Source organism: Dactylosporangium sp. NPDC005555 (genome assembly GCF_040605635.1).
Lineage (GTDB): Bacteria > Actinomycetota > Actinomycetes > Mycobacteriales > Micromonosporaceae > Dactylosporangium.
This window is the reverse complement of record NZ_JBEXDG010000007.1, coordinates 176,211-190,273: the sequence shown is the minus strand read 5'-3', so window position 1 is coordinate 190,273 and position 14,063 is coordinate 176,211. Positions and strand designations below refer to the sequence as shown.

Here is a 14,063-nt window from a genome sequence, read left to right as displayed (position 1 = left end):
TCACTCCTTCACTGCCGCGACGGTGTCGCTGCCCTGGGTGTTGCGGGTGATGAAGCTGTCGACCGCCGTCACCGAACGGAAGTCGTCCGGGTTCAGGTCGATCTGGTCGAGGGCGACGGCGTACCGCTCGCTGACCCAGCCGACCAGCTCCAGCAGGCTGAGGCTGTCGATGACACCGTTGTCGAGCAGGTCGTAGTCGGCGGGCAGCTCGTCCGCCGGGGTTCCGGGCAGGTACCGCGTGACGAGGTACTCGCTGATCTCCTGTGTCTGGCTCATGCGGTCAGTTCCTTCGTGAGGCGGGCGCGGTCGACCTTGCCGGTGACGCCGACCGGCAGCGGGGCGCTGCGCAGGTCGAAGACCGCGGGGATGGCGGCGCGGGTGAGGTGCTGCGCGCACCAGGTGCGCACCTGCAGGCTGGTCAGCCCGGACGAGCGGGGCCGCAGGACGGCGGAGATCCTGGCCCCGGCCGCGGCGTCGGGCAACGCGACCACGGCGGCCTCGGCGACGTCGGGGTGGGCGAGCAGGACCTGCTCGACCTCCTCCAGGCTGACCCGCACGCCGCGGATCTTGACCTGGAAGTCGGTGCGCCCGACCAGCACGAGCCGGCCGCGGTCGTCGCGGGTGACCAGGTCACCGGTGCGGTACCAGGCGCGGCCGGCCCGGACCGGGAACCGGTCGCCGGCCAGGTACCCGACGGCCTGGAACGGCGTGGACACCACCAGCTCGCCGGTGCCGGGTCCGTCGAAGGGCTCCCCGTCGTCGCCGGCCAGGTGGGCGTGCACGCCGGGCAGCGGTGTCCCGAGCGGCAGCGGCGCTCCGTCGCGGGCCTCGTCCGCGCCGAACGAGTGGATGAAGCTGTCGTTGGTCTCGGTGCAGCCGTACACGTTGTGCAGGACCGCGCCGGGGAACAGCTCCGGCAGGGCGGCGCGCAGCGTGGGCGGCGTGTGCTCACCGGTCAGCACGACGTGCCGCACCTCCGGCACGGTGTGCCCGCCGTCGGCGGCGGACACGAGCAGCCGGTAGAACATCGGCACGGCCTGCACCACGTGCGGCCGGGTGGTGCTCACGAGGTCCAGCAGGTACGCGGGGTTGGCCGCCCGGTCGGGGTCGACGAGGACGACGGTGCCGCCGTGCGCCAGGGTGGCCCACACGTCGAGCAGGCTCAGGTCGAAGTTCAGCGGTGCGTGGCTGAGCACCCGGGTGCCGGCGCCCAGCGCGAACGTGTCGGCGGCCCAGCCGGTGAAGCGCCCCAGCGCCGCGCCGGTCAGCGGGACGATCTTCGGTACGCCGGTCGAGCCGGACGTGGTCAGCATCAGGCAGGTGTCCGGCGGCAGGTCCGGCGGGCCTGCCGGGACCGGCGCGGGGACCCAGTCGAAGGCACCGTCGCCGGTCGCGGCGGCGACGCCGGCGCACCCGGCCCGCTGGACCAGGTTGCCGGCCACCTGTGCGCCGAGGTCGACGGAGAGCAGCAGCACCGGCCGGGCGGCGGCGAAGCAGGCGAGGATCAGGGCGACGGTCTGCGGCGACTTCGCCGCGCGGACCGCGATCGGCTGCCCGGCCGGCAGGCCGAGCGCGTCGAGGGCCGTCCGGGCGGTCCCGCTCGCGGCGATGAGCTCGGCGAAGCTGGTCCCGCCGCCGCGGTGCACCACGGCGACGCGCTCGGGCGCGAGCCGGGCCGCGGCGTGCACGGCGCCGGCCGGCGACAGACCGGCGGGTGCGGCATCGGCCGGCGACAGACCGGCGTGCACCGCGTCGGCCGGCGACGGACCGGCGGGTGCGGCATCGGCCGCCGGCTGCCCGGCCTCCACCGCGTCGGCCGGCGGCAGGCTGGTCACGACTCCTCCCGGACCATCGGTGCGGCCGCCGCGACGGGCCGCTGCGGGGTGCGCCGCGGCTCCACGTCGTCGGAGGGCTCCGTGTCGTCGGAAGGCTCCGCCGCACCGGACGGTCGCCGCCACGCGCCGGGCCGCAGCTGGTCCTCGCCGAGCAGGATGCTCGCCACGATCACCACGCCGCCGGCGAGGACGTTCCAGGTGATCGCCTCGCCGAGGAACATCGCGCTGAGGATCAGGCTGATGAAGGGGACGAGGTAGTTCACCGCGGAGGCGCCGGTCGCGCCGATGTCGGCGATCAGCCGGTTGTAGAGGACGTACGCGAGGCCGGTGCCGAACACGCCGAGCGACACGATGCTCAGCACCACCTGCCAGGTGACCGACGACGGGGTGTCCCAGCCGAGGAACGGCTGCAGCGCGGCCAGCAGCACCGTCGCGACGAGGGTCTGGGCCGTCGCCGACGAGACCGGCGGGATGCCCCGGTCGGAGAGGAACTTGCGGACGAACACGGCGTGCGCGGCGTAGATCCCGGCGACGGCCAGGCAGGCCAGCTGGCCGCCGATCGTGCCGCCCAGCTCGGACCACGGCGCCATCACCAGCACGATCCCGGCGAATCCGAGGACCACCCCGGCCGTGCGCCGCGCGGTCGCCCGTTCGCTGCGCAGCTGCACGGTGGCCAGGGCCAGGGTCAGCAGCGGGGTGGCCGCGGTGAGCACCCCGGCCATCGAGGCGCTGGTGTGCTGCTCGCCCCAGGCCAGCAGCAGGAACGGGGCGACCATGCCGAGCACGGTGGTCACGGTGATGTGCACCCACACGAACCCGAACCGTGGCAGCCGGGACCCGGTGACGGCGGCCACGACCACCAGCACCGCCGATCCGAGGACCAGGCGGCCCAGCACCTGCTGGCCCGGGCTCAGCCCTTCGCCGGCGAGCTTGATCAGGGGGTAGCTGGAGCCCCAGATGATCCCCAGGGCGAGGAACTGCAGCGCGCTGACCTTCTTCACGACGACGCTCCCGCCAGCACCGGGATGCTGTCGCGCCCGATCTCCAGGGCCCGCGGGTCGATGCTGTCGTCGGCGAGCGCACCGCCGAGGTACCGCTCGTACGCGCTGAGGTCGAAGTTGCCGTGCCCCGAGAGCCCGAACAGGATCGTCCTGGCCACGCCCTCCTCGCGGGCCCGGAGTGCCTCGTCGACCGCGGCGCGGATCGCGTGGGTCGACTCGGGGGCGGGCACGATGCCCTCGGTCCGGGTGAACAGCACCCCCGCCTCGAAGCAGTCCCGCTGCCGCAACGCGACCGCCTCCATCAGGCCCTCCTCCACGACCCGGCTGACCAGCGGGGCGATGTTGTGCGCCCGCAGCCCACCGGCGTGCACGGGCGGCGGCACGAACTTGTGCCCCAGCGTGTGCGTCCGGGTCAGCGAGGTGAGCCCGGCGGTGTCGGAGAAGTCGTAGGCGATCCGTCCCTGCGTCAGCGACGGGCACGCGGCCGGCTCCGCGGCGACCAGCCGCACCTTCGGCCCGCCGTGCAGCTGCGCCCGCAGGAACGGGAACGCCAGGCCGGCCAGGTTGCTGCCGCCGCCCGCGCACGCCACCACGACGTCCGGGTATTCGCCGGCCTTCTCCATCTGCACGATGGCTTCCTGACCGATGACCGTCTGGTGCGCGCACACATGGTTCAGCGCGCTGCCGCGCGTGTAGCCCCACCGCGGGTCGGAGAAGGCGACCTGCAACGCCTCGGACTTCGCGACGCTCAGGCTGCCCGGGAAGTCCGGGTCCTCCTTGAGCACCGCGCGCCCGGCCTCGGTCTCCGTGCTCGGGCTCGGCGTGCAGCTCGCCCCGAACATCTGCATCAGCGAGCGATGGTGCGGCTTCTGCTGGAAGCTCACCCGCACCATGAAGACCTTGGCGTCCATGCCGAACAGCGACGCCGCGAACGAGATCGCGCTGCCCCACTGCCCGGCCCCGGTCTCGGCGATCAGACCCGACTTGCCGGCCCGCTTGTTGTAGTACGCCTGCGGGATCGCCGAGTTCGGCTTGAAGCTGCCGGTCGGGCCGACACCCTCGTACTTGAAGTAGATCCGCGCCGGCGTGTCCAGTGCCTTCTCCAGGTTGCGGGCCCGGATCAGCGGCGTGGGCCGCCACTGCGCGTAGAACTGCCGCACCTCACCCGGGATCTCGAACTCCGGCTCCCGGCTGAGCTCCTGGTCGACCAGCGCCTCCGGCATCGTGCGCAGCATGTCGTCGCGGGTCACCGGCCCGCCCGTCGCCGGGCTCAGCGCCGGCGCCACGTAGTCGAGGTCGGCGGCCATGTTGTACCAGGTCTCGGGTAACTCCGAGGGGCTGAGATCGAACCGTACCGCCTCCATCGAGGCCGCCTCTCTGCGCAATGGACCGGAGGGTCGCGGCGGCCACGCCCCGAGATGGACGCCGAACGAGATTCATGTTCGGCACCAAACCCCGTGCGGGGGTAGGAGTTCCGGCCGATGCTAGGAGAAGCCCCAGTGCCCATGTGCCACCGTGAATGCTCCGACCCCCCGCGACGGACCCGTCCCGGGCGACCGAGCGCAGGGACGACCGCCATGATCCGTGAAGTCACCACCGACGACCTCGGCCTGCTCCACTCGCTGGTGCACGGCATGGCCGCCAGTGAGCAGGCGACCGACCAGATCAGCACCGACGAGACCGAGCTCGGCCGCGCCCTGTTCGGACCCGCCCCCGTCGCCTGGGCCCACCTCGCGATCGACGACACGACCGGCGACGCCGTCGGGTACACCCTGTGGGCGCTGGTCTACAGCACCTGGCGCGGCACCGCGATCCACGTCGACGACATCTACATCCGCGAGGACGCCCTCGGCACCGGTGTCGACACCGCCCTGCTGAGCACCCTCGCCGCGGTCTGCGCCGAGCGCGGCTACCGCCACATGCAGTGGTGGGGGCGGCCCACCAACGAGCCGACCGCCGCGTACTACCGCTCGATCGGCGCCGAGATCCCCTCCGTGCTCGGCGAGGACATCGCCGTCTACCGGCTCTGCGGCGCGCCGCTCGCCGACCTCGCCGCGCAGGCCTGCGGGGTATGACAAGAACCGGTGCGTGAAGCGTCCCGGGACGGCTTGATGTTCTGGTTCAGGTGGAAGACGTTGTCCGGGTCGTAGCGGTCCTTGAGCGCGGTCAGGCGGGCCAGCTTCGCGGGCGGGTAGGCGCGGCGCACCCCCGCGGCGCCCTCGTCACCCAGGGAGTTGACGTAGACGCCGCCGGAGAACGGCTCGAGCAGGGCCGCCGCGGCCCGTGCCACCGCCCGGCGGTCGTCGTCCTGGGCGGGGTCGGTCCACGAGGTGCCGGCGCCGAACTCGAACATGGTGTCGCGGTGGCCGAACGCGGTCGCGTCCTGCGGCACGTCGGCGATCGCGCCGCCGTACCCCTGCAGGCCCGCGCCGCAGTGCTCGCCGGCGGCGATGAAGGCGTCGACGGCCGCGTCGGGCATCGACTTGAGGTAGTGCGAGCGACCGTACCGGCGCAGGGCGTGCCGGCCCGAGGTGTCGTCGCGGCGCTGCAGCCGCAGGTACGACATGGGCTGCCGGGTCACGGCGCCACCCTGGACGAACGCCGGCGAGAAGGAGCCGGGCCCCGTCCAGACGTAGCCGAGGGTGAGGGTGCCGGGGCCGCTGGACGCGGTGAACGTCGCCTGCCGCGGCGCGGTGAGGTGCTCGTCGCGCCAGCGGCGCATCGCCGCGTGCCGGGCGTCGCCGGTGAACACGGCCTCCACGACGAGCGCCGACGTGCCGGTGTCGTGCAGCGCGAACTCGAACCCGGTGACGATCCCGAAGTTGCCGCCGCCGCCCTTCAGCCCCCAGAACAGGTCCCCGTCGCTCACCCGCAGCACCTCCCCGTCGGCGGTGACGAGGTCGTAGGACAGCACGTTGTCGCAGGCGAGGCCGTGCTGCCGGGCGAGCCAGCCCATCCCGCCGCCAAGGGTGAGGCCGCCGACCCCGGTGTGCGAGACGTTGCCCGCGGTGGTCGCCAGGCCGTAGCGCTGGACGGCGTCGTCGAGGGCGCCCAGCAGCGCGCCGCCCTGCACGTACGCGCGACGCCGCACCGGATCGACGCTCACCCGCCCCATCGGGGTCAGATCGATCATCATGCCGCCGTCGGTGACCCCGAAGCCGGCGGCGCTGTGACCGCCGCACCGCACCGACACCTCAAGGCCGCGCTCCCGGGCGGAGCGGACGGCGGCGGCCACGTCCTGGGCGGACCCGCACCGCACGATCATCGCCGGCCGCCGGTCGAACATCGCGTTCCACACCTGCCGGGCGTCGTCGTAGCCGCGGTCGCCGGGCCGGAGCACCTCTGCTGTCCCTGTCGTCGTCATGCACTCAGCTTCACGCGGATTGGACCCTGCGGTAAGGTCCGTTTTCGTGGCCCGCGAGAGGACCAATCCGGAGCTGCTCGTCGCGCTCGACCCGGCCGGCGGACCGCTGCACCGCCAGCTGGAAGCGGCGATCAGGGCGGGCATCCGCGGCGGCCGGCTCGTCGTGGGCAGCGCGCTGCCGTCCAGCCGGGCACTCGCCGCGTCGCTGGGCGTCTCCCGTGGCGTGGTCGTCACGGCGTACGAACAGCTGACCGCCGAGGGCTACCTGACCGGCCGGTCCGGCGGGTACACCACGATCGCCACCGGACCGGTCCCCACGGCCGCGCCGCCGCCCACGGCCCCGCCGCCGGCCCGGATCAGCTTCGGCTACGGGCGCACCGACGTGTCGCGCTTCCCCCGCGCCGCGTGGCTGCGCTCCATCCGGCGGGTGCTGACGACGGCGCCCTTCGACCGGTTCGGCTACACCAGCGGCCAGGGCACCCCCGAGCTGCGCGCCGCTCTCGCCGAATACCTCAACCGGGTCCGCGGCACCGACGCCCGCCCCGAGACGATCGTCGTCTGCGCCGGCTACGCCCAGGCCGCGAACCTGCTGATCCAGGTGCTCCGCGCGGCCGGCGCCACCCGCCTCGCCGTCGAGGACCCCTCCGGCGACGACGACGCCCGCCCCCTGGCCCACGCCTGCGGCATGACCGTGACCGGCGTCCCCGTCGGCCCCGACGGCATCGACGTCACGGCCCTCACCGGCGTGGCCGCCGACGCGCTCGTGCTCACCCCGTCGCACCAGTGGCCGACCGGCGGCGTCCTGCCCGCGGGCGCCCGCACCGCCGTCATCCGCTGGGCGGCCGATCACGACGCGCTGGTCGTCGAGGACGACTACGACGCCGAGTACCGCTACGACCGGGCCGCCGTCGGCGCCATGCAGGGCCTCGCCCCGGACCGGGTCGCATACGTCGGCTCCGCCAGCAAGACCCTCGCGCCCGGCCTGCGGCTCGGCTGGATGGTCCTGCCGCCCCGGCTCGTCGCTCCGGTCGTCGCGGCGAAGGTCCTCGCCGACCGCGGCTCCCCGGCCCTCGATCAGCTGACCTTCGCCGACTTCCTGACCAACGGCGAGTTCGACCGCCACCTGCGCCGGATGCGGCCGCTGTACCGCCGGCGCCGCGACACCCTCCTGGCCGCCCTCGCCCGGCACACGCCGCAGCTGCGGCCGGTCGGGATCGCGGCGGGCCAGCACCTCGTCGCCTGGCTCCCGCCCGACCTGTCCGAGCCCGCGGTGGAGGCGGCCGCGCTGGCGAGGGGACTCGCGGTGTCCGGCGTCGGGCGCTTCCGCCTGGCCCCCGGCCCGCCGGGCCTGCTCTTCGGCTACGGCCACCTCTCCACCGACACCATCGAGGAGGCCGTGACCCTCCTCGCGTCCGCCCTGCACGACCTGACCTGACGGCCGGAACGCTCTCGGACACCAGCGCGAACCAACCGGCCGACGAAAAGCAACCCGTCGACAATCGGCCTGCTCCACGCCAGGCGCTGACGTCGAGACCGACAGCAGGGCCGCATGTCGGTGCTCCGCCATACGAATGGCGCCACCGACCGGCCGTCCGTCAGCACCGAGAAGCCGCGCGGTTCTCAGGGATGCCGCCGGCCGGAGCCAGCGCGAACCGATAGGTCTCCCGGATCACCCGCCTGGCACCCCGCCAGACCCTGGCGCTGCCCGAGGCGGCCCAGTTCTTCCTCGGCAAGATTCAGGACCGGGCCGACTCAATCGTGATCTGGGAACGTGGTCATCTGCCGGCGAACGAGCACGGCGGCTGGGCGACCGCCCAGTACGGCGACCGTACATGGGCGGACTTCATCAAGCTCCTGGACGAATCCGGCGCCGCTGAACTGGTCCCACAGAACGCCGGCGGCCAGTCCAAGCTGCGGGTCAAGTTCATCTCTTCCCTGACGGCCCTGCGGGGCAGGGACCTTACCGACGAGACGGCCGCCCGGTTCTGGGAGATGGCCGAGGCACGCAGGTGATCAGCGGCGACCTGGGCCCGTCGACCTGCCGCACCGCGGCGGAGCCGTCAGCCGAGCAGGCGGGCGGCGTCCTGCCGTGAGGTGATCCGGATGAAGGTGAGGTCCCCGCGCTCGGCCGAGGCCGTCGTGTAGCGCTCGTGGTAGACACGGTGGCGGGTCCAGGCCCAGCGCAGCAGGGACTTCTGCGGGTCGAGGCGGAACAGGCTGCCGAGCGTCTCGTGGTTGCCGTTCCACAGCGGCTCGCGGGTGACGCCGCGGCGGATCGTGCGCCACAGCAGTTGCCGGATCACGGTGCGCCGGGGGAGGTCGAACCAGACGACGGTGTCCGCCCGTGCCCAGATCAGGTCGCGGACGGCGCTGTAGTTGCCGTCGATCACCCAGCCGTCGCCGTCGGCGAGCTCGCCGACGGTCCTGCGGAACTCGGTGGCTTCGATCGGCTCCCAGTCCGCGAGGTGGTGGATCGCGTCGAGCTCCACGAACGGCACGCCGAGGCGCGCCGCGAGGGCGCGGCCGAGGGTCGACTTGCCCGAACCCGAGTTGCCCACCACCGACACCCGACGCATCGCTCGAAAATACGCCGGGTGCACCGGTCCGCTCGGACGGTGGGCGGGCCGGGTGAACGGCTGAGGAGACGTTCACCGCCGGCGCGGTACTTTGATCGCTCACGACGGGTGCGAGTTGTGGAGGGCCGGTGCAGGTCACGCCGCTCTCCGGCAGGCTGTGGGTCAGCGTGCTCGGGGACATGACCGCGACGGTCGACGGGGCGCTCGTCGACCTCGGCGGGCGGCGCCAGCGGGCCGTGCTCGCGGTGCTGGTGGTCAACCGGGGCGACATCGTGCCCACCGACCGGCTCATCGACCACATCTGGGGCGACCGGCCACCCGCGAACGCGGCCGGGGCGCTGCAGGCGTACGTCTCGCACCTGCGGCGCCGCCTGGAGCCCGGCGCGACGGCGCGGGCGCGCGGCAACGTGATCGTGTCCAGGCCGCCCGGCTACGCGCTGACCCTGGACGCCGGGGGCGTCGACGCGTGGCGCTTCGACCGGGGGGTCACCGCGGCGCTCGGCACCGCCGACCCCGCCGCGCAGCGGGACCTGCTCGACGCGGCGCTGCGGCTGTGGCACGGTCCCGCGTACGCCGAGTACGCGGACGAGCCCTGGGCGCAGGCGGAGGCGGCGCGCCTCGGCGAGCTGCGCGAGGTCGCCCGGGAGCAGCTCCTGGCGGCGCGGCTCGCGCTCGGCGACAGCGCGCTGCTGGTCCCGGAGCTCGAGACGCTCGTGGCGGAGGCGCCGTTGCGGGAGCAGCGCTGGCGGCTGCTGGTGCTGGCGTTGTACCGCGCGCACCGGCAGGGCGACGCGCTGGGGGCGCTGCGCAAGGCCCGGCAGACGCTGTCGGAGCAGCTCGGCGTCGACCCGGGACCGGCCCTGCGCGCCCTGGAGGCGGAGGTCCTCGCCCAGTCCGAGTCCCTGGACGCACCGCCACGACCGGCGCCGACCGTGCCGGGCGCAGCAGCGATTCCGGGCGTGGCAGCGGTGCCGGGCGTGCCGGCGGTGCCGGGCGTGCCGGACGGGAGTGATCCGGAGGCAGCGGAACGGACGTCCGGGACGCACGCTTCGCCGGTGGCGGCGGCAGGTCCGGCCACGGGAGCGCCGCAGGCGCCTGGGGAGCCGACGACGGTACATCCGCGGAAACCGGCGGATGAGCACCTTGTCGATCGCGATGGAGAGGTCGCGGAGCTGCGGCTCGCGGCGGCCGACGCGTTCGGAGGGCTGCCGCGGCTGGCGATGATCGAGGGACCTGCCGGGATCGGCAAGAGCCGGTTGCTGACGGAGGCACGCAGGATCGCGGACGGTCACGGGGCGCTCACGCTGACCGCGCGAGGGAGCCAGCTGGAGAAGGAGTTCGGCTTCGGCGTCGTGCGGCAGCTGTTCGAGGCGCTGCTCACCGACCCGGCCGGGCGCGCAGGGCTCCTCGCGGGCGCCGCCGCGTCCGCCGCGTCCGTGTTCGACCTCAGCGAGACCGCCGGGGGCGGCAGCGAGCGCGGCGACCACACGTTCGCGGCGCTGCACGGCCTCTACTGGCTGACCGCCAACGTCGCCGCGACCAGGCCCGTCACCATCGTCGTCGACGACCTGCAGTGGTGCGACACCGGTTCGCTGCGGTTCCTGGCGTACCTGGTGCGCCGGCTCGACGGCCTGCCGGTGCTGCTCGTGGCCACCCTGCGGACGGGGGAGCAGTACGAGGACGAGGCGCTGCTCGCGGAGCTGCAGCTCGACCCCGCGGCCACGCCGGTGCGGCCCGGGCCGCTGAGCGCCGCCGGGGTCGCCGACCTCGTCCGGCGGCGGCTCGGCGACGGCGCCGAACCCCGGTTCGTCGCCGCCTGCCACCGCACCACGTCCGGCAACCCGCTGCTGCTGCGGCAGCTGCTGCGCGCCCTGGAGAGCAACGGCGTGCTGCCCACCGACGCGCACGCCGGCACCGTCACCGCCATCGGCTCCCGGGCCGTGTCCAGCATGGTCCTCATCCGGCTGCGGCGGATGCCGGCGGCCGGCACCGCCGTCGCGCGGGCGATCGCGGTCCTCGGCGACGGCGCCGGGCTGCCGACCATCGCGGCCCTCGCCGGCGTCGACGAGCCCGCCGCGGCGGCCGCCGTCGCCGCGCTCGCCCGGGCCGAGGTGGTCCGGCACGAGTACCCGGTCGGGTTCGTGCACCCGCTCGTCCGCGACGCCGTCTACCAGGACCTGCCGCCCGGCGAGCGGCAGCTGCACCACGAGCGGGCCGCCAGGGTCCTCAGCGGGCTGTCGGCGGCGCCGGAGCAGGTCGCCGCACACCTGCTGCAGATCCCCGAACGCGCCGACCAGTGGGTCGTCGACGTGCTGCGGGTCGCGGCCGGCACCGCCCTGCACCGCGGCGCACCCGAGGGCGCCGCCGCGTACCTGCGCCGGGCCCTCGCCGAGCCGCCCGCGCCCGCTCAGCGGCCCGCGGTGCTGCTGCAGCTCGGGCAGGTCGAGACGCTCAACGACGGGCCGGCCGCGATCGCGCACCTGCGGGCCGCCTACGACGACCCGATCACCGACCCCGCGACGTTCGCCGCGGTGTCCCGGATGCTCATCCACACGCTGATCTTCACCGGGCCGGAAGGCAACGCGCCGGAGTTCGCGCGGCGGGCGTCGGCGCGCCTCGCGGCGGAGTTCGTGGACGAACGGCAGGGACTGCAGGCCCTCGAACGCATCGCCGGCTACATGTACAGCGGCGACCCCGGCTCGTTCCCCGCCGAGCGGCCGGTGATCACCGGCGACGGGCTCGGTGCGCGGATGCTGGCCGCCTGCCACGGCTGGGAGCTCCTCGCCAAAGGGATCCGCCGCGCCGAGTCGGCGGAGCTGGCCCGCTTCGCGCTCGCCGACGGTGTCCTCATGCGCGGCGACCCCGGGCTCTTCTGGGTCATCGCCGGGGTCGTCCTGGAAGCCGCGGACGAGGACGCCGGGACGCTGTGGGTCGACGCGCTGAAGCTCGGGCACACCCGCGGCTCGATGTTCACCGTCCTCGCCGCGCAGCTGTGGGGCGGCTGGCGGGAGTGGCAGCGCGGCGACCTGCCCGAGGCGTGCATCTCCCTCGTCGCGGCCAACGAGCAGAGTCTGCGCTGGGGCGGCGTCCCCGCGATCGGCATCTCCTACGGCGAGGCGTACCTGGTGCGGGCCCTCGTCGACCGCGGCGAGCTGGGGGAGGCGCGGGCGTTCGTCGACGAGCACCGCGACCGGCCGCGGGTCGGCGACGGGATCCGGCTGTTCACCCAGGCGGAGGCGGCGCTGCTCATGGCGGAGGGGCACTTCGCGGCGGCCCTGGCGCTGCTGCGCACGTGGCACGACGGCAACCCGATGTGGTTCGAGGAGCGTTCCCTGCGCGCCGCGGCACTGGTCGCGCTCGGAGAGACCGAAGAAGCGCTTTCTCTCGCTCTATCGGAGCTGTCGGACATGCGGCGGTGGGGGGCGCCGCGGGCCGTCGGGCGGGCGCTGCGGATCGTGGGGGAGCTGCGGCGGGACCGGGACGACCTGGCGGCGGCCGTCGAGCTCCTCGCCGGCACCCGCGCCCGGCTGGAGCACGCGCGGGCGCTGTTCGCCCTCGCGGCCCTCGACGGTGACCCGGCGATGCTGTTCGACGCGCTGCGCCTCGCCGAGGAGTGCGGCGCCGGGCCGTTGCGGGCCGCGGTCGCCGCCGCGCTCACCGGCCTCGGCGAGACCGTGCCCGCGGAGCCGTCGGTGTCGCTGACCACCGGCGAACGCCGCATCGCGTCCCTCGCCGTCGGCGGCGCCGACGACCGCGACATCGCCCAGGCGCTGTTCCTCACCCCGCACACCGTCAGCGACACCCTCGCCGCGATCCGCCGCAAGCTGGGCGTCACCACCCTCGCGGAGCTGCGCGCGCACGTCTGACTCAGGTGCTTCTCAAGTTCGCTCCAAGACCGCCGCCGCAGCGTGGACGGCATGACCACTGTTGCGAACTCACTGCGCGGCCTCTGCGGCGGCGCGCTCCACCTTCCCGGCGACCCCGGCTACGACACCGCGCGCATGCCGTGGAACGTCACCGTCGACCAGCGGCCCGCCGCCGTCGCGTACCCGGCCGACGCCGCCGAGGTCGCCGCGGTCGTCCGCGCCGCCGCCGTCGCCGGGCTGCGGGTCGCGGCGCAGGGCACCGGCCACAGCGCCGGCCCGCTCGGCCCCCTCGACGACGTCGTCCTGCTCCGCACGTCCGCGATGACCGGCGTCACGGTCACCGGCCGGACCGCCCGCGCCGAGGCCGGCGCGCTGTGGGTCGACGTCGTCGAGCAGGCCGCGCCGCACGGGCTCGCCGCGCTGCACGGCTCCTCACCCGACGTCGGGGTCGTCGGCTACACCCTGGGCGGCGGCATCGGCTGGTACGCCCGCGCCCACGGCCTGCAGTGCAACGCCGTCACGGCCGTCGAGCTCGTCACCGCCGACGGCACCCTCCTGCGCGTCGACGCGGCGTCCGAGCCCGACCTGTTCTGGGCGTTGCGCGGTGGCGGTGGCAACTTCGGCGTCGTCACCGCCGTCGAGTTCGACCTGATCCCGGTTTCGCGGGTGTACGCCGGGATGCTCGCCTGGGACTGGCGGGAGGCCGGGCGGGTGCTGCCCGCGTGGCTCGACTGGGCCGCGACCGCGCCCGCCGAGGTGACCACGGCGCTGCGGCTGCTGCAGGTGCCGGCGATTCCGCAGCTGCCGGCGGTCCTGCACGACCGGCAGGTCGTCGCGATCGACGGCGCCGTCCTCGGGCCGGCCGGACCGGACCTGCTCGCGCCGCTACGGGCTTTGAAGCCGTTCCTGGACACCTTCGACGACGCGCCCGCCGCGTCGCTGATCCGGCTGCACCTCGACCCGGAGGGCCCGACCCCGTCGGTGTCGCGGTCGGCGCTGCTCGGCGACCTGCCCGCGGCCGCCGTCGACGCGCTCCTCGCCGTCGCCGGACCGGGCTCCGGGTCGTCGCTGCTCGTCCCGGCGGAGCTGCGCCAGCTCGGCGGCGCCCTCGGCCGTCCCGCGCCGGGCGGTGGGGCGCTGTCCGCGCTCAACGGGTCGTTCGCGCTGTTCTCCGCCGGGATCGCGGCCACCCCGGCGATGGGGGAGGCGGCGGTCGCCGACGCCGCCCGGGTCGCGGCGGCGATGGCGCCGTGGACGACCGGCGCCTACCTGAACTTCGCCGAGGAACGCGTCGAGGCATCCGCCGCGTTCGGAGCGTCCGCGTTGCGGCGGCTGCGGTCGATCCGCGCCGCCGTGGACCCGTCCGGGTTGTTCGTCGCCAACCATTCCATCTGAACGTCGCCGACCGGCATCCTCTTCGC

At 74.6% G+C, this 14,063-nt stretch carries 11 protein-coding genes; 5 read left to right on the top strand and 6 right to left on the bottom strand.

Features of this window, described 5'->3' with window-relative positions; genetic code table 11:
- Genes ABZS58_RS11080 through ABZS58_RS11065 form a run of 4 tightly spaced genes read right to left on the bottom strand, consistent with a single transcriptional unit; the run spans nucleotide 1 to nucleotide 4,200 of the window.
- On the bottom strand, nucleotides 1-276 hold the full coding sequence (locus ABZS58_RS11080) for a hypothetical protein (protein ID WP_354780027.1): 276 nt from the start codon (nucleotides 274-276) through the stop codon (nucleotides 1-3).
- A complete protein-coding gene (locus ABZS58_RS11075) occupies nucleotides 273-1,835 on the bottom strand; it encodes an AMP-binding protein (RefSeq protein ID WP_354780025.1) in 1,563 nt (520 codons plus the stop codon). The genes ABZS58_RS11080 and ABZS58_RS11075 overlap by 4 nt, the downstream gene beginning before the upstream one ends.
- On the bottom strand, nucleotides 1,832-2,836 hold the full coding sequence (locus ABZS58_RS11070) for a DMT family transporter (protein ID WP_354780023.1): 1,005 nt from the start codon (nucleotides 2,834-2,836) through the stop codon (nucleotides 1,832-1,834). Before ABZS58_RS11070 ends, ABZS58_RS11075 begins: the two co-directional genes overlap by 4 nt.
- Nucleotides 2,833-4,200, bottom strand: coding sequence for a TrpB-like pyridoxal phosphate-dependent enzyme (locus ABZS58_RS11065; RefSeq protein WP_354780021.1), 1,368 nt, complete (start codon nucleotides 4,198-4,200; stop codon nucleotides 2,833-2,835). Before ABZS58_RS11065 ends, ABZS58_RS11070 begins: the two co-directional genes overlap by 4 nt.
- Before the next feature lie 213 nt (nucleotides 4,201-4,413).
- Between ABZS58_RS11065 and ABZS58_RS11060 the strand changes: the two genes are divergently transcribed.
- The gene (locus ABZS58_RS11060; RefSeq protein ID WP_354780019.1) at nucleotides 4,414-4,911 is read left to right on the top strand and encodes a GNAT family N-acetyltransferase; all 498 of its coding nucleotides are present in this window, start codon (nucleotides 4,414-4,416) and stop codon (nucleotides 4,909-4,911) included.
- Here the strand turns inward: ABZS58_RS11060 and ABZS58_RS11055 are convergent.
- A complete protein-coding gene (locus ABZS58_RS11055; RefSeq protein ID WP_354780017.1) occupies nucleotides 4,854-6,200 on the bottom strand; it encodes an FAD-binding oxidoreductase in 1,347 nt (448 codons plus the stop codon). The genes ABZS58_RS11060 and ABZS58_RS11055 overlap by 58 nt on opposite strands.
- A 46-nt stretch (nucleotides 6,201-6,246) precedes the next feature.
- Here ABZS58_RS11055 and ABZS58_RS11050 point away from each other — a divergent pair, with 46 nt between their 5' ends.
- A complete protein-coding gene (locus tag ABZS58_RS11050; protein ID WP_354780015.1) occupies nucleotides 6,247-7,635 on the top strand; it encodes a PLP-dependent aminotransferase family protein in 1,389 nt (462 codons plus the stop codon).
- A 323-nt stretch (nucleotides 7,636-7,958) separates the two neighbouring features.
- On the top strand, nucleotides 7,959-8,213 hold the full coding sequence (locus ABZS58_RS11045; RefSeq protein ID WP_354780013.1) for a hypothetical protein: 255 nt from the start codon (nucleotides 7,959-7,961) through the stop codon (nucleotides 8,211-8,213).
- 47 nt (nucleotides 8,214-8,260) lie between these two features.
- Here the strand turns inward: ABZS58_RS11045 and ABZS58_RS11040 are convergent, their stop codons facing one another.
- On the bottom strand, nucleotides 8,261-8,776 hold the full coding sequence (locus ABZS58_RS11040) for a shikimate kinase (protein ID WP_354780011.1): 516 nt from the start codon (nucleotides 8,774-8,776) through the stop codon (nucleotides 8,261-8,263).
- Nucleotides 8,777-8,904: 128 nt separating this feature from the next.
- Between ABZS58_RS11040 and ABZS58_RS11035 the strand changes: the two genes are divergently transcribed.
- Nucleotides 8,905-12,642: a BTAD domain-containing putative transcriptional regulator gene (locus ABZS58_RS11035; protein WP_354780009.1), complete on the top strand. Its 3,738-nt coding sequence runs from the start codon at nucleotides 8,905-8,907 to the stop codon at nucleotides 12,640-12,642.
- Between the two features lie 51 nt (nucleotides 12,643-12,693).
- A complete protein-coding gene (locus ABZS58_RS11030; RefSeq protein ID WP_354780007.1) occupies nucleotides 12,694-14,037 on the top strand; it encodes an FAD-binding protein in 1,344 nt (447 codons plus the stop codon).
- Nucleotides 14,038-14,063: the final 26 nt, after the last annotated feature.